This is a genomic window from Klebsiella quasivariicola, assembly GCF_002269255.1.
Taxonomy (GTDB): domain Bacteria; phylum Pseudomonadota; class Gammaproteobacteria; order Enterobacterales; family Enterobacteriaceae; genus Klebsiella; species Klebsiella quasivariicola.
On sequence record NZ_CP022823.1, the window covers coordinates 2,185,910 to 2,205,008 of the forward strand.

Below are 19,099 nucleotides of genomic sequence, written 5' to 3' on the forward strand. Positions count from 1 at the left end.
CAGAGGCCATAATGCATATTACCTACGATCTTCCGGTATCTATTGACGATATTCTCGAAGCGAAACAACGCCTCGCGGGAAAAATATATAAAACAGGTATGCCCCGTTCGAATTATTTTAGCGAACGCTGCCAGGGAGAAATATTCCTTAAATTTGAAAACATGCAGCGCACGGGCTCATTTAAAATCCGCGGCGCCTTTAATAAGCTCTGCGGTTTAACCGCAGCGGAAAAACGCAAAGGGGTAGTGGCCTGCTCGGCGGGCAACCACGCTCAGGGCGTTTCGCTCTCCTGCGCCATGCTTGGCATTGACGGGAAAGTGGTGATGCCGAAAGGGGCGCCGAAATCGAAAGTTGCCGCCACCTGTGATTATTCGGCGGAAGTGGTGCTACATGGCGATAATTTTAACGATACCCTCGCCAAAGCCAGCGATATTGTTGAACTTGAGGGCCGTATTTTTATTCCCCCCTATGACGACCCGCAGGTTATCGCCGGGCAGGGAACGATTGGTCTCGAAATATTAGAAGATCTGTACGACGTGGATAATGTCATCGTGCCCATTGGCGGCGGGGGATTAATTGCCGGCATCGCGATTGCGATTAAATCCATTAACCCGACGATCCGCATTATTGGCGTGCAGTCGGAGAATGTTCACGGGATGGCCGCCTCCTGGTATGCCGGCGAAATCACCAGCCATCGCCACGCCGGCACCTTAGCCGATGGCTGCGATGTTGCCCGGCCAGGGAAACTGACCTATGAAATCGCCCGCCAGCTGGTGGATGACATCGTCCTGGTGAGTGAGGACGACATTCGCCAGAGCATGGTCGCCTTAATTCAGCGCAATAAAGTGATCACCGAAGGGGCCGGGGCGTTGGCCTGCGCCGCGTTATTAAGCGGCAAATTAGACAGCTATATCCAGAACCGCAAAACGGTCAGCCTGATTTCCGGGGGCAATATCGATCTCTCCCGGGTATCGCAAATTACGGGTTTTGTTGACGCTTAATTCAATACATAAGTGAGGACAGGATATGAGTACGACTGAGAGCATTGCATCCAGCCAGACAAGCCTTTCGTCCTGGCGTAAATCTGACACCACCTGGACCCTGGGCCTGTTTGGCACCGCTATCGGCGCCGGGGTGCTGTTTTTCCCTATCCGCGCCGGCTTCGGCGGGCTGATCCCGATCCTGGTGATGCTGGTGCTGGCCTATCCCATCGCCTTCTATTGCCATCGGGCGCTGGCCCGGCTGTGCCTGTCGGGGGCTAACCCCTCCGGCAATATCACCGAGACGGTGGAAGAGCATTTTGGCAAAACCGGCGGGGTGGTGATCACTTTCCTGTACTTCTTCGCCATCTGCCCGCTGCTGTGGATTTATGGCGTCACGATCACCAATACCTTCATGACCTTCTGGGAGAACCAGCTGCAGATGCCGGCGCTCAACCGCGGGGTGGTGGCGCTGCTCCTGCTGCTACTGATGGCGTTTGTCATCTGGTTTGGCAAAGACCTGATGGTCAAGGTGATGAGCTATCTGGTGTGGCCGTTTATCGCCAGCCTGGTGCTGATCTCCCTGTCCCTGATCCCATACTGGAATAGTGCGGTGATTGACCAGGTCAACCTCAGCGATATCGCCTTAACCGGTCACGACGGCATTCTGGTGACGGTATGGCTGGGCATCTCCATTATGGTGTTCTCCTTTAACTTCTCGCCGATCGTCTCCTCGTTTGTGCTCTCCAAACGTGAAGAGTATGAAACGCAGTTTGGCCGCGAGTATACCGAACGTAAATGCTCGCAGATCATCTCCCGGGCCAGCATGCTGATGGTGGCGGTGGTGATGTTCTTCGCCTTCAGCTGCCTGTTTACCCTCTCACCGCAGAACATGGCGGACGCCAAGGCGCAGAATATCCCGGTGCTCTCCTATCTGGCGAACCACTTTGCCTCGATGTCGGGCACTAAATCCACCTTTGCCACGGTGCTGGAATATGGCGCGTCGATCATCGCCCTGGTGGCCATCTTCAAATCGTTCTTCGGCCACTATCTCGGCACCCTTGAGGGGCTCAACGGTCTGATCCTGCGCTTCGGCTATAAAGGGGATAAAACCCGGGTCTCCAGCGGCAAGCTCAACACCCTGAGCATGGTGTTCATCATGGGCTCGACCTGGATGGTGGCCTATGCCAACCCCAATATCCTCGACCTGATTGAGGCGATGGGCGCGCCGATTATCGCCTCGCTGCTGTGCCTGCTGCCGATGTACGCCATTCGTAAAGCGCCTTCGCTGGCCAAATACCGTGGCCGTTTCGATAACCTCTTTGTGACCGCCATTGGTCTGCTGACCATCCTCAACATCGTTTACAAACTGTTCTAATCCGGCTCAGGCCACGCGGAGTGCAACATGACTGAATATCCGGTAGTACTGGTGATTAACTGCGGCTCGTCGTCGATCAAATTTTCCGTCCTGGACGTCGCCAGCTGCGACTGCCTGCTTAACGGTGTGGCCGAGGGCATCAACGCGGAACGGGCGTCTCTCTCGCTCAACGGCGGCGAGCCGGTGGCGCTGGCGCAGCGCGGCTACGAAGGCGCCCTGCAGGCGATTGCCGGGGCATTAGCCCAACGCGACCTCATCGACAGCGTGGCCCTGATTGGCCACCGTGTCGCCCACGGCGGCGACCTGTTCACCGAGTCGGTCATTATCAGCGAGGAGGTTATCGATAATATTCGCCAGGTATCGTCCCTGGCCCCGCTGCATAACTACGCCAGCCTCAGCGGCATCGCCTCGGCGCAGCGGCTGTTCCCGCAAGTGATGCAGGTGGCGGTCTTTGATACCAGCTTTCACCAGACCCTGGCCCCGGAAGCTTTTCTTTATGGCCTGCCGTGGGAGTATTACCAGAATCTCGGGGTACGCCGCTACGGTTTCCACGGCACCTCGCACCGCTATGTCTCCCGGCGCGCCCTGGCGCTGCTCGGGTTACCGGAGCAGGAGAGCGGCCTGGTGATCGCCCACCTGGGCAATGGCGCCTCGATCTGCGCGGTGCGTAACGGCCGCAGTGTGGACACCTCGATGGGGATGACGCCGCTGGAAGGGCTGATGATGGGCACCCGCAGCGGCGATGTCGACTTCGGTGCCATGGCGTGGATTGCCGGGGAAACCCGGCAGACCCTCAGCGACCTGGAGCGGGTGGCCAACACCGCCTCCGGCCTGCTGGGGATCTCCGGCCTTTCTTCCGACCTGCGGGTGCTGGAGCAGGCTTGGCATGAGGGCCATGCCCGCGCCCGACTGGCGATTAAAACCTTTGTCCATCGCATCGCCCGCCATATTGCCGGTCACGCCGCCGCGCTGCAGCGTCTCGACGGCATTATTTTCACCGGCGGGATTGGCGAAAACTCGGTGCTGATCCGCCGGCTGGTGAGCGAGCGGCTGGCGGTGTTTGGCCTTGAGATGGACGCCGCCCGCAATCAGCAGCCGAATTCGGCCGGCGAGCGCCTGATCTCCGCCGACGGCAGCCGGGTACGCTGCGCGGTTATTCCTACCAATGAAGAGCGCATGATTGCCCTCGATGCGATCCGCTTAGGCCGGATCCACACCGCGGCGGCGCTGGCCTGACTTTTTATTCTGTAGAGAGACGATGTTCATGAAAGTAGATATCGATATCCAGGATGTCCGATACGCCGACGCCTGGCAGGGGTTTCGCGGTACGGCGTGGCAAACGCAGATTAACGTTCGCGACTTTATTCAGCATAACTACACCCCTTACGAGGGCGATGAGTCCTTCCTCGCCGACGCGACGCCAGCCACCACCGCCCTCTGGGAGCAGGTGATGGCCGGGATCCGCGTCGAGAACGCTACCCATGCGCCGGTGGATTTCGACACCAATGTCGCCACCTCCATCACCGCCCACGCGGCGGGCTATATCAACCAGCCGCTGGAAAAGATCGTCGGCCTGCAAACGGACCAGCCGCTGAAGCGCGCTCTGCATCCTTTTGGCGGCATCAATATGATCAAAAGCGCCTTCGAGGCCTATGGCCGCGAAATGGATCCCGACTTTGAGTATCAGTTTACGGCGCTGCGCAAGACCCACAATCAGGGGGTATTTGACGTCTATTCCCCGGATATGCTGCGCTGTCGCAAGTCGGGAGTGCTCACCGGGCTGCCGGACGGCTATGGCCGCGGACGGATCATCGGCGATTACCGTCGCGTGGCGCTGTACGGCATCCGCTATCTGGTTCGCGAACGTGAGCTGCAGTTTGCCGACCTGCAGCCGGCCCTGGAGCGCGGCGAGGCGCTGGAAGCCACCCTGCGCCTGCGCGAAGAGCTGGCCGAACAGCGGCGCGCGCTGCTGCAGATGCAGGAGATGGCGGCCCGCTACGGCTGCGATATCTCTCACCCGGCGCGCACTGCCCGGGAGGCGGTGCAGTGGCTCTACTTCGCCTACCTGGCGGCGGTGAAGTCGCAGAACGGCGGCGCCATGTCGCTGGGGCGCACGGCCACCTTCCTCGATATCTATATCGAACGCGATCTGCGCGCCGGTTTGCTGAATGAGGAGCAGGCCCAGGAGCTGATTGACCACTTCATCATGAAGATCCGCATGGTGCGCTTCCTGCGCACCCCGGAATTTGACTCGCTGTTCTCCGGGGATCCCATCTGGGCGACGGAGGTGCTGGGCGGCATGGGGCTGGATGGCCGCACCCTGGTCAGTAAAACCACCTTCCGTTACCTGCATACCCCGCACACCATGGGGCCGGCGCCGGAGCCCAACCTGACCGTGCTCTGGTCGCAGGCGCTGCCGGTGGCGTTTAAAAAATATGCCGCCCGGGTGTCGATCGCCACCTCGTCGCTGCAGTATGAAAACGACGATCTGATGCGCAGCGATTTTGACAGCGACGACTACGCCATCGCCTGCTGCGTCAGCCCGATGGTGATCGGCAAGCAGATGCAGTTCTTCGGCGCCCGCGCCAATCTTGCCAAAACGCTGCTCTACGCGATCAACGGCGGGATGGATGAGAAACTGAAGATCCAGGTGGGGCCGAAAACCGACCCTCTGCGTGATGAGGTGCTGGACTATGACACCGTGATGGCCAGCCTCGACCACTTTATGGACTGGCTGGCGGTGCAGTACATCAGCGCGCTGAACATCATCCATTGTATGCATGATAAGTACAGCTACGAGGCGGCGCTGATGGCCCTGCACGACCGCGACGTTTACCGCACGATGGCCTGCGGCATCGCCGGCCTGTCGGTGGCAGCGGATTCGCTGTCGGCGATAAAGTACGCCCGGGTGAAGCCGGTGCGCGACCATCACGGGCTGGCGGTGGACTTTGTCATTGAGGGCGATTATCCGCAGTACGGCAACAATGACGATCGGGTCGATGCCATCGCCTGCGACCTGGTGGAGCGCTTTATGCGCAAAATTCAGGCGCTCCCCACCTGGCGTCAGGCGGTGCCGACCCAGTCGATCCTGACCATCACCTCCAACGTGGTGTACGGGCAGAAGACCGGCAATACGCCGGACGGACGTCGGGCGGGGACGCCGTTCGCCCCGGGGGCCAATCCGATGCATGGCCGCGACCGGAAAGGGGCGGTGGCGTCGCTGACCTCGGTGGCGAAACTGCCGTTTACCTACGCCAAAGATGGCATCTCGTATACCTTCTCCATCGTGCCGGCGGCCCTCGGCAAAGCGCCGTCGGCGCAGGAAAACAACCTTGTGGGGCTGCTGGACGGCTACTTCCACCACGAGGAGACGGTGGAGGGGGGCCAGCATCTTAACGTCAATGTGCTGAACCGGGAAAAGCTGCTCGATGCGATCGAACACCCGGAGCTGTATCCGAATCTGACGATCCGCGTCTCCGGCTATGCGGTCCGCTTTAACGCGCTGACCCGGGAGCAGCAGCAGGATGTGATCTCCCGAACGTTCACCAGCCAACTCTGAGCGATCGCCAGGCCACAGAGGAGCCCTGAGCGGGCTCCTCTGTTATCACCTTCACATTACCGCAACAAAATAATCACCACTGTTGATCATATTCGCATTTTTGCACCACGCTGGCGCGCAGCCAGCGCGAACTGCATCTATGTTTAGCTCACTGGCCGGTACGGATACCGCGTTGTCCGGCTCGCCACGTGATGGCTAACGATCTCCCGACCTGAAAGGAAATGTCCCCATGCCGGATGCGGCACGGGTTGCCGTCGCGTGCGTACCGACCGGGGCGTCTGCTCTTCGGTGTTCCACTCCTTCCTGGCGGGATTTTTGCTTCTTCCACCCTGGCCGTCCTGGCGCTGCGCCTGCGTCGGCACCACACGGTAAGTGATATTTTCTGCGTCATTCCATGACGCCAGGCTTTACATCGCTGAGGAATATCCGAATGTCTTTGAAACTGAAAACAATGACGCTTCATGTTGTGATAGCAGGTTGTATGAGCATGGCCTTTTACGCCCAGGCCGACGTGAAGATCGGCGTCGCCGGGCCTTTTACCGGCCCCAACGCCACCTACGGCGCCCAGTACTGGAAGGGGGCCTCGCAGGCGGTGGCCGATATCAATGCCGCCGGCGGCATCAAAGGCGAAAAGATTGTGCTGGTGCAGGGGGATGACGCGTGCGAACCGAAGCAGGCGGTGGCAGTGGCCAACCGGCTGGTGGATGAAGCGAAAGTCTCCGCCGTGGTGGGGCACTTTTGCTCTTCCTCGACGATGCCGGCCTCCGAGGTATATGACGAAGCCGGGATCCTGACCATTACCCCCGGCTCGACCAACCCGCAGATCACCGAGCGCGGCATGAAAGATCTCTTCCGCATGTGCGGCCGTGACGACCAGCAGGGGGTGATTGCCGCCAACTATATGCTGGACGTGCTGAAGGCGAAGAAAATTGCCGTGATCCACGATAAAGACACCTATGGTCAGGGGCTGGCCGATGCCACCCGCGCGGCGCTGGCGAAGCGCGGCACCAAAGAAGTGTTGTACGAAGGCCTCTCCCGCGGTGAAAAAGACTTTAACGCCCTGGTGACCAAGATCGGCGCCCTCAAGCCGGACGTGGTCTACTTTGGCGGCTGCCATCCGGAAGCGGGCCCGCTGGTGCGTCAGATGCGCGAGCAGGGGGTGCAGGCCAAATTCTTCTCTGGCGACTGTATCGTTACGGAAGAGCTGGTGACGGCCGCCGGCGGGCCGCAGTTCACCAACGGCGTGCTGATGACTTTTGGTCAGGATCCGCGCACCCTCCCGGACGGCAAAGCGGTGATCGAGAAGTTCCGCGCCAGCGGCTTTGAGCCGGAAGGCTATACCCTCTACGCCTACGCTTCCATTCAGGCTATCGCCGCGGCCTGGAACGCCGTAGGCACCGATAACGCCAAAGCCAGCGACTGGCTGAAGAGCCACGACGTCGATACGGTGATGGGCAAGAAAGCCTGGGATGGCAAAGGCGACCTCAAGGTGTCTGACTACGTGGTCTATCAGTGGGACGACAAGGGCAAATATCACCAGCTCTGATCGGCCACGACCTGAGGACGCTCTGTCCTTTTGACTTGCGAATCGTCACACGACGGCGGTCGCCCGGGAATTGAACCCGGCGGCCGTCTGCCTGGCGGCTGGAGGGGCTATGACGGCGTTTTTTCTGCAACAACTGATCAATGGGCTGACGCTGGGCGCGGTGTACGGCTTAATCGCCATCGGCTACACCATGGTGTATGGGATCATCGGCATGATCAACTTCGCCCACGGCGAGGTGTATATGGTCTCCGCCTATCTGTGCGCCATCGGCCTGGCGCTGCTCTCTTTTTTCGGGATCCACTCCTTTCCGCTGCTGATTTTCGCCACCCTGGTGTTCACCATCGTGGTCACCGGGGTATACGGCTGGGCGATCGAGCGCATCGCTTACCGGCCGCTGCGCAACTCGACGCGGCTGGCGCCGCTGATCTCGGCTATCGGGATGTCGCTGATCCTGCAGAACTATGTCCAGCTGAGCCAGGGACCGAACCAGCAGGGGATCCCGACGCTGCTCAGCGGCGCGCTGCGCATGACGGTGGGCGATGGAGTGGTGCAGATCACCTGGACTAAAGTTTTTATCCTCGTCGCGGCGCTGGTGGGGATGCTGATCCTGACCTGGATTATCCAGTACACCCGGCTGGGGCGCATCTGTCGCGCCACCCAGCAGGACCGGCGCATGGCGGCGATCCTCGGCATCAATACCGACCGGGTGATCTCCCTGGTGTTTGTCATCGGCGCGGCGATGGCCGGCCTGGCCGGCGTGCTGGTGACCATGAACTACGGCACTTTCGACTTCTATATCGGATTTATTATCGGCATCAAAGCCTTCACCGCCGCGGTGCTGGGCGGGATCGGCTCGCTGCCTGGCGCGATGCTGGGCGGGCTACTGCTTGGGGTGGCCGAAGCCCAGTTCGCCGGGCTGGTGAATTCGGATTACAAAGATGTCTTTTCCTTTGCGCTGCTGGTGGCGATCCTGATTTTTCGCCCGCAGGGGCTGCTGGGACGTCCGCTGGTGGCCAAGGTCTGAGGAGGCTTTATGGGTGAACTGACGCGCCAGCCTGCGCGGGGTATCAAAAGCGCGCTGATCGACAGCGTGCTGGCCGGTCTTTGCGCGTTAATTGTCTTTGGCCCGATCGTCGGCGTGGTGCTTAAAGGGTATGGTTTTACCCTCGCGCCCGCGCGGGTGGCGATCCTGGTGGCGGTGGTGATGGCCGGCAGGCTGGCGCTCAGCCTGCTGCTGCAGAGCCGGCGGGGCAAGGCCTTTATTGCCCGCTTTGAGGGGGCGGATGACGGGGTGTACGTCCGGCCGCCGGGCTACCGATCGCGGCTGCGCTGGATAATGCCGCTGCTGGTGGTCCTGGCCATTGCCTTTCCGCTTCTCGCCAGCAAATACCTGCTGACCGTGGCGATCCTTGGGCTGATCTACGTCCTGCTCGGCCTGGGGCTGAATATCGTGGTGGGGCTCGCGGGCCTGCTCGATCTGGGCTATGTGGCGTTTTACGCCATCGGCGCCTACGGTCTGGCGCTGGGCTACCAGTACCTGGGCCTCGGCTTCTGGGCGATGCTGCCGCTGGGGGCGGTGATGGCGGCACTCGCCGGGGCGTTGCTGGGCTTTCCGGTGCTGCGTATGCATGGCGACTACCTGGCTATCGTCACTCTTGGCTTTGGCGAAATCATTCGTCTGGTGCTTAACAACTGGGTGAGCTTCACCGGCGGCCCTAACGGCGTACCGGTGCCGTCGCCCACGCTGTTTGGCCTCGAGTTTACCCGCCGGGCGAAAGATGGCGGCATCCCCATCCATGAGTTTTTCCACGTCAGCTACAACCCCAACCTGAAATTCATCTTTCTCTACGCCGTGCTGTGCCTGGTGGTGATGCTGGTGCTGCTGGTGAAACATCGTCTGACGCGGATGCCCATCGGCCGCGCCTGGGAGGCGCTGCGCGAGGATGAGATCGCCTGTCGGGCAATGGGGCTCAACCACGTGCTGGTGAAGCTCTCGGCGTTTATGCTCGGCGCGTCGACCGCCGGTATCGCCGGGGTGTTCTTCGCCAGCTATCAGGGGTTTGTTAACCCGACGTCGTTCACCTTTTTTGAGTCGGCGCTGATCCTGGCGATTGTGGTGCTGGGGGGAATGGGCTCCACCCTCGGGGTGGTGCTGGCGGCGTTTGTCCTGACGGTCACCCCGGAGCTGCTGCGCGGTTTTGACGAATATCGGGTGCTGCTGTTCGGCGTGCTGATGGTGATGATGATGATCTGGCGGCCGCGCGGCCTGGTGCGCACCAGCCGCAGCGGGGTCGCACTGCGAAAAGGAGTCGCGCCATGACCGACAGCATCTTACGCGTGGAGCATCTGATGATGCATTTCGGCGGCATCAAAGCGCTGAATGATGTCAATCTGGAGGTGGAGCGCGGGTCGATCACCGCCCTGATCGGCCCCAACGGCGCGGGCAAGACCACGGTGTTTAACTGCCTGACCGGTTTTTACCGGGCGACGGGGGGCAGTATTGTGCTGCGGGCGCGGGAAAAGGTCACCGATGTCATTCAGGTGCTGGGGCAGAAGCTTCACCCGGACGATTTTCTCCACCCGGCGCAGCTGGGGCGGCGGATCTATTACAAGATGTTCGGTGGCACCCATCTGGTGAACCGCGCTGGCCTGGCGCGCACCTTCCAGAATATTCGCTTATTCCGCGAGATGTCGGTGATTGAGAACCTGCTGGTGGCCCAGCACACCCAGGTTAACCGCCATCTGCTGGCCGGGATCCTCAATACCCGTGGCTATCGGCAGGCGGAGAGTCAGGCGCTGGATCGCGCTTTTTACTGGCTGGAGGTGGTGGAGATGGTGGACTGCGCCAACCGTCTGGCGGGGACCCTCTCCTACGGTCAGCAGCGGCGGCTGGAGATCGCCCGCGCCATGTGTACCCGCCCGGAGATGATCTGTCTGGACGAGCCGGCCGCCGGCCTCAACCCGGTGGAAACCCAGGCGCTGAGCCGGATTATTCGCTTTCTGCGCCAGCAGCACGGCATCACGGTACTACTGATCGAGCATGATATGGGGATGGTGATGGAGATTTCGGATCATATCATCGTCCTCGATCACGGGGACGTCATCGCCCGCGGCGCGCCGCAGGCGATCCAGGCCAACGCCAGTGTGATTGCCGCCTATCTTGGCGCTGAGGAAGAGGAGACGCGCCGATGAGCCAGCCACTGCTTGCCTTTAATGAGGTGGATGTCTTCTACGGGCCGATCCAGGCCCTGAAGCAGGTCTCCCTCACCGTCAACGAGGGGGAGACGGTGGCGCTGATCGGCGCCAACGGCGCCGGTAAATCAACGCTGCTGATGTCGGTCTTCGGCCAGCCGCGCATTGCCGGCGGGGAGATTTTCTATCGCGGGGAGGCGATCAGCCGGAAATCGACCCACTTTATCGCCAGCAACGGCATCGCCCAGGCCCCGGAAGGGCGGCGCATCTTTCCCGATATGACCGTCGAGGAGAACCTGCTGATGGGGACCATTGCCATCGGCAACCGCTATCAGGCCGAAGACAAGGCCCGAATGTATCAGCTGTTCCCCCGGCTGGAAGAGCGGCGGGGACAGCGGGCGATGACCCTCTCCGGCGGCGAGCAGCAGATGCTGGCCATCGCCCGGGCGCTGATGAGCCGACCGCGTCTGCTGCTGCTGGATGAGCCGAGTCTGGGGCTGGCGCCGCTGGTGGTGAAGCAGATTTTTCAGATCCTGCGCGAGCTGACGGCCCAGGGGATGACGCTGTTTCTGGTGGAGCAGAATGCCCGCCATGCCCTGAGTTTGTCGGACCGCGCCTATGTGATGGTGAATGGCCAGATCCGCCTGAGCGGCAGCGGCCAGGCGCTGCTCAACGACCCGGAGGTGCGTAAAGCGTATCTGGGGATCGGCGGTTGAGGGGAGTTATTCCCGCGGTTCGTTACGGGTTTTAATGTGCTGCCAGAAACGTTCGGCGGCCTGGTTAAGCCGCGAGCCGGAGCGGTAGAGCCAGGCGCCGATGGGCAGCGACAGGCGGTCATCGAGGATCGTCAGTCGGCCTTCGTCCAGCTCGCGCTGAATAGAGTATTGCGGCAGCCAGCCCACGCCGTCGCCATTGAGGATCATGCGCTTGAGCAGCTCGCTCATGGAAGAGACAAAGGTGAGGGAGAAGGTGATCTCCGGCGTGCGGTCGATCACCTGGTTCACCTGGCGCCCCATATAGCTGTCGTTGGCGTATTTCATCAGCGGCAGCACGCCGCGATGTAAATGAAACAGCGGCCGGCCATGTTCGTCGCAGGGGGAGACCAGATGCAGGTAAGAATCAAAAATTTTATGATTAATAAACGGATAGTTCATTAATTCTTCATTATAGAAGGAGAGGATAAAATCACTTTTTCCCTCTTTCAGGTTAAATACGGCGTCGTTGACGTTAATCGATTCAACATGAAAAGTCTTATTTTTACGGTCGGTGTAACCGGCGATGATCTCCGGCAGTAATAACACCGACAGCGACGGGGCGGCGTCAATTCTTATTTTCTGGGTCGTGTTATTTAACCCCTTAATACGACTGATCTGAAAATCCATATCGTCGAGCATATTTCGCGCATAGCCGACGAAAATTTTGCCACGGTTGGTCAGCTGCAGGGGGTTGGCGCTGCGATCGAAGATGCTGAATCCGAGGGAGGCCTCCAGCGACTGGATGCGTCGGCTGAAGGAGGACTGAGAGATGTTGCGGGCTTTGGCCGCCAGGGTAAAGCTGCGCGACTCCTCGAGAGCAATCACATCATACAGCCATTTTACTTCCAGATTTGCCAACACCGATCCAGTCCTCAAAAACGCAATAAAGGCTATGCAATTTTAGCATAGCGCATAGAAACTATGCAATTAACATAATTATCGACAGGTGTTAACATTTTTTGGAAAGTTGAGATTTATGAATACGTATCGGCGACCCTACAAGAGCACGATATGAAATCGCGACTCACGTTTATTTATTGCTTTATTTCATTGCCCAGGATTTATCTTATTAAATAGCCGGCGACGATGACGAAAGCAATGAATAACCCAGGCCTCTTACCTTAAATAGTTTGTCAGGAGTTCCATGTCACAACAAATTGAATCAGTAAAAATGGCTCTGCAGGAGCTGGGGATTAATGCAAGCGGCGAATTCTTTTACAACCCTGATTACGATTTGCTTATTGCACATGAAACCTCTCCTGAGCTGACCGGCGCAGCCCGCGGCGTGATGACCGACTCTGGCGCTGTAGCCGTTGATACCGGGATCTTCACCGGCCGTTCACCGCGCGATAAATACATCGTCCGGGACGAACAGACTCGCGACACCGTCTGGTGGGCAGACTCCGGCCTCGGCCGCAATGACAACAAACCGTTATCGCCAGAGGTGTGGCGCAGCCTGAAAAGCCTGGTGGCGGGCCAGCTGAGTGGCAAAAAACTGTACGTCATCGACGCCTGGTGCGGCGCCAGCCCGGACACCCGTCTTGGTGTACGCTTCGTCACCGAGGTGGCGTGGCAGGCCCACTTTGTCAAAAACATGTTTATCGTGCCGAGCGCCGACGAGCTGGTCAGCTTTACGCCAGACTTCGTGGTGCTCAATGGCGCGGGCTGCACCAATGCCAACTGGCAGGCGCAGGGGATGAACTCCGAGAACTTCGTCGCCTTTAATCTGAGCGAGCGTATTCAGCTCATCGGCGGCACCTGGTACGGCGGCGAAATGAAGAAAGGGCTGTTCTCGGTCATGAACTATCTGCTGCCGCAGAAAGGCATCGCGTCGATGCACTGCTCGGCCAACCGTGGCGAAGCAGGGGACGTGGCGCTGTTCTTCGGCCTCTCCGGGACCGGGAAAACCACCCTGTCGACCGATCCGCATCGTCAGCTGATCGGCGATGATGAGCACGGCTGGGACGATGACGGCGTGTTTAACTTTGAAGGCGGCTGCTACGCCAAAACCATCAATCTCGACCCGCAGGCGGAGCCGGAGATTTATGGCGCCATCCGCCGCAATGCGCTGCTGGAAAACGTGGTGGTGCGCGCCGACGGCAGCGTGGATTATGCCGACGGCAGCAAAACCGAAAACACCCGCGTCTCCTATCCGCTGTCGCATATCGACAATATCGTCAAGCCGGTGTCCCGCGCGGGCCATCCGTCAAAGGTGATTTTCCTTGCCGCCGATGCGTTTGGCGTCCTGCCGCCGGTCTCCCGTCTGACCACCGAGCAGATGCAGTACCATTTCCTGTCGGGTTTCACCTCGAAGCTGGCGGGCACCGAGCGCGGCATTACCCAGCCGACGCCGACCTTCTCCGCCTGCTATGGCGCGGCGTTCCTGCTGCTTCACCCAACCCAGTACGCCAGCGTCCTGGCGGCGAAGATGGCGGAATCCGGTGCCGAAGCCTGGCTGGTCAATACCGGCTGGAACGGCGAGGGCAAACGCCTGTCGCTGCGCGATACCCGCAGCATCATTAGCGCGATCCTCAACGGCACCACCGGCCCGCTGCGCGATGAGGCCATCCCGGTGTTCAATCTTGCGATCCCGCAGAGCATTGCTGGGGTAGACAGCGCGGTGCTGGATCCGCGTAATGGCTGGAGCTCAGCGGAGAAGTGGCAGGAGAAGGCCGAGAGTCTGGCTCAGCTGTTTATGGATAACTTTAAGCAGTACAGCGATACCGAAGCGGGCGCGCGTCTGGCGCTGGCCGGTCCGCAGCTGCAGAATAGCGCGGTCGAAGCCTGATCCGCGGCCAGCAGGTCGACGCCTGGCGCCGACCTGCTGGCGAGCCGCTTTACTCCGCAAAGGCCCGCAGCGCATCGCCCGTGAGGCGATAACGCACCCACTCATCCTGCGGCTGCGCGCCAATGCTCAGATAGAAATCAATCGCCGGCTGGTTCCAGTCGAGCACGCTCCACTCCAGACGCCCGCACTGACGCTGTACAGCATATTGCGCGATGGTTTTCAGCAGCGCTTTGCCGGCGCCGATCCCGCGATAGTCGGGGGTCACGTACAGATCCTCCATATAGATACCATTGCGTCCAAGCCAGGTGGAGTAGCTGGTGAAGAACACCGCGTAGCCCACCGCCTTGCCCGCCACCTCGCAGATCAGCGCTTCGGTTTTGCTGCCGTTGCCAAACAGCGTCTCTCTGATCTCCTCTGCCGTCGTCACCACCTCTTCGGGGGCTTTCTCGTAGACCGTGAGTTCATAAATCATGTCGTAAATAGCGGTGGCGTCGTCCGGGGTGGCCTGGCGGATCGTAATGCTCATGGGTCGTCCTGTCTGAGTAGTCTTAAGGGAAAGCAAAATTGCTGACCCTGAGCATAAGCGGTATTGTGAAAAGAATTAAGTGCAATGAAATCAGCAAACGATGAATATTATGCATCCTGTCCTGCGCCGGATTGACCTCAACCTGCTGCCGGTCTTTGACGCGGTCTATCGCTACCGTTCGGTGCGTCTGGCGGCAGAAGAGCTGGCGATGAGCACCTCGGCGCTGAGCCATGCGCTCTCCCGGCTACGCAGCGCCCTCAACGATCCGCTGTTCTACCGCGAAGGCCACCGGATGTGCCCCAGCGTCTATGCCAGCCAGCTGGCGCCCTCGATTGCTTCGGCGCTGAAGTTTCTCAACCAGGAGCTGACGCCGCCGGCGGCGTTTGTGCCGGCCGCCAGCACCGACTGCATGCAGATTGCGATCACCGATTTCACCGCGTTCTGTGTCTTTCCGACGCTGATGCACCACCTGCAGCGCGAGGCGCCCGGGCTGCGGTTTGAACTCCGTTATCTGCCCCACAGCCCGGCGCTGACCGAGCTGCTGGCGGGCGAGGTCGATCTTGCCCTCGGGTTCAATACCCCCGACCAGCCAGCCCATCCCGATTTCGAGGAGATTAACTGGCTGCGGGACGAATATGTGGTCATCAGCCAGGCCGACCGGACGGCGCTGACCCTGGACGCCTACCTTGCGGCCCGACATCTGGTGGTGACCCCGTGGAATGAACAGCAGGGGGTGCTGGATTGCGAACTGGAACGGCAGGGCTATTCGCGGCAGGTGGCGATGAAAACCCCCTCGATGCTGAGCGCGCCCTTTATTATTGAGCAGAGCGACCTGTTGATGGCGCTGCCCCGGCGAGCGGCGGAGACGTTGGCCCGCGCCGCCCGGCTGACCATTTTCCCGCTGCCGTTTCCGGTTCCGCCGTTTGACGTCAAGATTTACGCCCACCAACGCAGCGGGAAGCGCGAGGCTACCCGCTGGCTGATCTCGCTGTTGCAGACGCTGGTGCATGAGGCTTCCTGAGCCGGGGTGGCCCTGACTCCTGCGCGCCTGACGGCCCTGGCGACGTACCCTGGCCTCGGTCACAAAACGGAAAACTGGCTTTTCTACGACGCTGGGCGGCGCCGTCTTAATGGGGTGTGTTAAATGATTGTATATAAAAGTAATGTTAATTAGTTAAATGTTATTAATGCGTAAAATGCATTAATGGATGCGTTTATTACGCTTATTTCGTTCCCGGTTCTGTTTCAGTCTTCAGCAACAGGCGCGCGACAACGCGTGGATAACAAACTGGAGACCTGCATGCATTCGACAACCTCACTGATGAGTACCCGGGACCGGATCGGCGCCATTCTGCGCGTCACGTCCGGTAACTTTCTTGAACAGTTCGACTTTTTCCTGTTCGGGTTTTATGCCACCTACATTGCGCATACCTTTTTTCCGGCGAGCAGTGAATTCGCCTCGCTGATGATGACCTTCGCGGTCTTTGGCGCCGGTTTTTTGATGCGCCCCATCGGCGCCATTGTGCTTGGCGCCTACATCGACAAGGTAGGGCGGCGCAAGGGGCTGATCGTCACGCTGTCGATTATGGCCACCGGCACCTTCCTGATCGTGCTGATCCCCTCTTATCAGACCATTGGCCTGTGGGCGCCGCTGCTGGTGCTGATCGGCCGTCTGCTGCAGGGCTTTTCCGCCGGCGCCGAGCTGGGCGGGGTGTCGGTCTATCTGGCCGAGATCGCCACCCCGGGCCGCAAAGGCTTTTACACCAGCTGGCAGTCGGGCAGTCAGCAGGTTGCCATCATGGTGGCAGCCGCGATGGGCTTTGCCCTCAACGCGGTGCTGGAGCCGAGCGCCATCAGCGACTGGGGCTGGCGTATTCCGTTCCTTTTCGGCTGCCTGATCGTGCCGTTCATTTTTATCCTGCGCCGTAAGCTGGAGGAGACCCGGGAGTTTACTGCCCGCCGCCATCATCTGGCGATGCGCCAGGTGTTCGCCACCCTGCTGGCGAACTGGCAGGTGGTTATCGCCGGGATGATGATGGTGGCGATGACCACCACCGCGTTCTACCTGATCACCGTCTATGCGCCGACCTTTGGTAAAAAGGTGCTGATGCTCAGCGCCTCTGACAGCCTGCTGGTCACGCTGCTGGTGGCAATTTCCAACTTCTTCTGGCTGCCGGTGGGCGGGGCGCTCTCCGACCGCTTTGGCCGCCGGTCGGTGCTGATTGCCATGACCCTGCTGGCGCTGGCTACCGCCTGGCCTGCGCTGACCATGCTGGCGAACGCCCCGAGCTTTTTGATGATGCTGAGCGTGCTGCTGTGGCTGTCGTTTATCTACGGCATGTACAACGGAGCGATGATCCCGGCGCTGACCGAAATTATGCCCGCCGAAGTGCGCGTGGCAGGTTTTTCACTGGCCTACAGCCTGGCGACTGCGGTGTTTGGCGGCTTCACGCCGGTGATTTCCACGGCGCTGATCGAGTATACCGGTGATAAAGCGTCGCCCGGCTACTGGATGAGCTTTGCCGCCATCTGCGGCCTGCTGGCCACCTGCTACCTCTATCGCCGTCGCGCCGTTGCGCTGCAGACAGCACGTTAATCAGGGAGAAGATGATGCGTAAAACGACAGGAACCCTGCTGGCCACGCTGCTGCTGGCCGCCAGCGGCGGCAGCGCGCTGGCCGCTGAGGTGACCGTGATGATCTCCGGCGGCTTCAAAGCGGCGCTGGAAAAGCTGGCCCCGGCGTGGGAAAAACAAACCGGCAACCATCTGGTGGTGATCCCCGGCCCGTCGATGGGGAAAACGCCGCAGGCGATCCCTAACCGCCTGGCGCGGGGCGAACACGCGGACGTGGTGATCATGGTCGGGGACGCGCTGACCAGCCTCGAGAAAGCGGGCCGTACGCAGCCGGGTTCGCGCCGGGAGCTGGCCGACTCGCCGATCGGCGTGGTGGTGAAGGCGGGGGCGCCGCTGCCGGCTATCCGCAGCGCAGACCAACTGCGGGCGGCGCTGCTGGCCGCACCGTCGGTCGCTTACTCCGACAGCGCCAGCGGACGCTATGTCAGCTCGACGTTGTTCCACACCCTGGGCATTGATGACGCGATGCAGAGCAAAGCGCAGATGGTGGAGCGCATTCCGGTGGCCTCGGAAGTGGCGAAGGGACGGTATGCGATCGGTTTTCAGCAGGTGAGCGAACTGCTGCCGGTACCCGGCGTGACCTTTGTCGGCGAACTGCCGGATAACCTGCAGTACATCACCCGCTTTGCCGGGGCGGTGACCATCAGCGCCGACCACCCGCAGGAAGGCAAGGCGCTGCTGGCGTATCTCGCCTCACCGGCGGCGCAGGAGACCATCCATGCCACCGGTATGCGGAGCGTGGCCGCCGCCGCGCCGGTCAGCCAGAAGGATACTGTTCAATAATCAGCTTCTCCAGCTCTGCCGCCACGTAGGACTGAATACGGCCGCTGAGGCGGATCAGACCTACCGTGCGCGTGACCACCGGGTCGGTGAGCGGCACGGCGCGGAGAACGGAATGCTCCCCGGCGGGCATCGACATCGCGGGCACGGCGGCAATGCCGATGCCCGCCTCCACCATCCCCAGCATCGTGGTGACGTGACGGGTTTCGCAGATACTTGGCCGCGCCGGCGTCAGATGCGCCAGCTCCCGGTCGAGCAGAGTCCGGTTGCCCGAGACCCGATCCAGGCCAATATAATCCTGTTCAAAATACGCCTGCCAGCTGAGGTGCGTCTTGCGCGCCAGCGGATGATCGTACCGACAGGCGGCCACATAGCGGTCGTCGGCAAGAGGCGTGAATTCGAGACTGGCTGGCAGGTTTTTGGCAAAACAGAGGCCAAAGTCAGCCTGTCCGCTGCTGACGGCCTCGATCACATTCCCGACGCTGCTGTCAATCAACCGGATGCGCACCTGGGGATAACGCGCCTGAAAGCTGCGGATGATTTCCGGCATAAAGTAGTAGGCGGCGGAAGGCACTGTCGCCACCGTCACCAGCCCGGTGCGCGCCTTGCTGACCTGGCTGATATCCGCCAGCACCGTCTCGACATGGGCCAGCAGCTGCTCCGAACGTTCGGCAAAATTTTGCCCATACAGCGTGAGGGTCACCCGCCGGGTGGTGCGATCGAACAGCCGGTTGCCCAGCGCCGTCTCCAGCTTTTCGATGCGTCGGCTAAGGGCCGACTGCGACAGGCAGATGGATTCAGCCGCCAGTCGAAAACTGCCATATTCCATCAGGGCGCGAAAGGCGTAGAGATCGTTGAAGTCGAAATTAACGGGCATGGCGGCGGCATCCTTATCGGCTGTCAGGCGCATCGCCCCTCACCGGATGGGGCGATGGCGGGTAGGCTATCGGGCAGATCTTCG

General features: G+C 60.5%; 16 protein-coding genes and 1 pseudogene. 13 read left to right on the top strand and 4 right to left on the bottom strand.

All coding sequences use genetic code 11. The annotated features are described in order from the left end of the window. The first annotated feature begins 11 nt into the window (after positions 1–11). From tdcB to pflB, 4 genes are read left to right on the top strand one after another with little or no spacing between them, the layout of a single operon-like run. Positions 12–1,001, top strand: a complete 990-nt coding sequence (gene tdcB / locus B8P98_RS10940; RefSeq protein ID WP_002910762.1) for a bifunctional threonine ammonia-lyase/L-serine ammonia-lyase TdcB — start codon at positions 12–14, stop codon at positions 999–1,001. A 25-nt stretch (positions 1,002–1,026) separates the two neighbouring features. Next, positions 1,027–2,358: a threonine/serine transporter TdcC gene (gene tdcC, locus B8P98_RS10945; RefSeq protein WP_095032985.1), complete on the top strand. Its 1,332-nt coding sequence runs from the start codon at positions 1,027–1,029 to the stop codon at positions 2,356–2,358. 27 nt (positions 2,359–2,385) lie between these two features. After that, positions 2,386–3,594, top strand: a complete 1,209-nt coding sequence (gene tdcD / locus B8P98_RS10950) for a propionate kinase (protein ID WP_095032986.1) — start codon at positions 2,386–2,388, stop codon at positions 3,592–3,594. Between the two features lie 28 nt (positions 3,595–3,622). Beyond that, positions 3,623–5,917: a formate C-acetyltransferase gene (gene pflB, locus B8P98_RS10955; RefSeq protein ID WP_095032987.1), complete on the top strand. Its 2,295-nt coding sequence runs from the start codon at positions 3,623–3,625 to the stop codon at positions 5,915–5,917. 51 nt (positions 5,918–5,968) lie between these two features. Here the strand turns inward: pflB and B8P98_RS30825 are convergent. Then, a pseudogene (locus B8P98_RS30825) lies at positions 5,969–6,112 on the bottom strand (hypothetical protein); the annotation flags it as partial. A 292-nt stretch (positions 6,113–6,404) separates the two neighbouring features. Between B8P98_RS30825 and B8P98_RS10960 the strand changes: the two are divergent. The 5 genes from B8P98_RS10960 (at position 6,405) to B8P98_RS10980 (ending at position 11,371) form a co-directional block, all read left to right on the top strand. After that, complete coding sequence (locus tag B8P98_RS10960) at positions 6,405–7,463, top strand: branched-chain amino acid ABC transporter substrate-binding protein (protein ID WP_025714877.1); 1,059 nt, start codon at positions 6,405–6,407, stop codon at positions 7,461–7,463. 109 nt (positions 7,464–7,572) lie between these two features. After that, positions 7,573–8,487 carry an ABC transporter permease subunit gene (locus B8P98_RS10965; RefSeq protein WP_004175489.1) on the top strand — a complete coding sequence of 305 codons (915 nt, stop codon included), beginning with the start codon at positions 7,573–7,575 and terminating at the stop codon, positions 8,485–8,487. A gap of 9 nt (positions 8,488–8,496) precedes the next feature. After that, positions 8,497–9,783: a high-affinity branched-chain amino acid ABC transporter permease LivM gene (gene livM / locus B8P98_RS10970; protein ID WP_095032988.1), complete on the top strand. Its 1,287-nt coding sequence runs from the start codon at positions 8,497–8,499 to the stop codon at positions 9,781–9,783. Next, positions 9,780–10,655 carry an ABC transporter ATP-binding protein gene (locus B8P98_RS10975; protein ID WP_004148803.1) on the top strand — a complete coding sequence of 292 codons (876 nt, stop codon included), beginning with the start codon at positions 9,780–9,782 and terminating at the stop codon, positions 10,653–10,655. Before livM ends, B8P98_RS10975 begins: the two co-directional genes overlap by 4 nt. Beyond that, on the top strand, positions 10,652–11,371 hold the full coding sequence (locus B8P98_RS10980; protein WP_025714880.1) for an ABC transporter ATP-binding protein: 720 nt from the start codon (positions 10,652–10,654) through the stop codon (positions 11,369–11,371). The genes B8P98_RS10975 and B8P98_RS10980 overlap by 4 nt, the downstream gene beginning before the upstream one ends. Positions 11,372–11,377: 6 nt before the next feature. Here B8P98_RS10980 and B8P98_RS10985 read toward each other — a convergent pair whose 3' ends face one another. Continuing rightward, on the bottom strand, positions 11,378–12,271 hold the full coding sequence (locus tag B8P98_RS10985) for a LysR substrate-binding domain-containing protein (protein WP_008804342.1): 894 nt from the start codon (positions 12,269–12,271) through the stop codon (positions 11,378–11,380). Positions 12,272–12,554: 283 nt separating this feature from the next. Here B8P98_RS10985 and pckA point away from each other — a divergent pair, with 283 nt between their 5' ends. Next, a complete protein-coding gene (gene pckA, locus B8P98_RS10990; protein ID WP_095032989.1) occupies positions 12,555–14,198 on the top strand; it encodes a phosphoenolpyruvate carboxykinase (ATP) in 1,644 nt (547 codons plus the stop codon). Positions 14,199–14,247: 49 nt separating this feature from the next. Here pckA and B8P98_RS10995 read toward each other — a convergent pair whose 3' ends face one another. Continuing rightward, positions 14,248–14,724 (bottom strand): GNAT family N-acetyltransferase, encoded by a 477-nt coding sequence (locus B8P98_RS10995; protein ID WP_095032990.1) that lies wholly within the window; start codon positions 14,722–14,724, stop codon positions 14,248–14,250. A gap of 100 nt (positions 14,725–14,824) precedes the next feature. Between B8P98_RS10995 and B8P98_RS11000 the strand changes: the two genes are divergently transcribed. From B8P98_RS11000 to B8P98_RS11010, 3 genes are all read left to right on the top strand, one after another. Continuing rightward, complete coding sequence (locus tag B8P98_RS11000; RefSeq protein ID WP_095032991.1) at positions 14,825–15,745, top strand: LysR family transcriptional regulator; 921 nt, start codon at positions 14,825–14,827, stop codon at positions 15,743–15,745. A gap of 279 nt (positions 15,746–16,024) precedes the next feature. Continuing rightward, positions 16,025–17,320: an MFS transporter gene (gene tcuC, locus B8P98_RS11005; protein ID WP_095033630.1), complete on the top strand. Its 1,296-nt coding sequence runs from the start codon at positions 16,025–16,027 to the stop codon at positions 17,318–17,320. 11 nt (positions 17,321–17,331) lie between these two features. Continuing rightward, positions 17,332–18,141: a substrate-binding domain-containing protein gene (locus B8P98_RS11010; protein WP_167382654.1), complete on the top strand. Its 810-nt coding sequence runs from the start codon at positions 17,332–17,334 to the stop codon at positions 18,139–18,141. Here B8P98_RS11010 and B8P98_RS11015 read toward each other — a convergent pair. Further along, entirely contained in the window at positions 18,116–19,015 is a 900-nt protein-coding gene (locus tag B8P98_RS11015; RefSeq protein WP_095033631.1) for a LysR family transcriptional regulator, read from the bottom strand. The genes B8P98_RS11010 and B8P98_RS11015 overlap by 26 nt on opposite strands. Positions 19,016–19,099 lie beyond the last annotated feature (84 nt).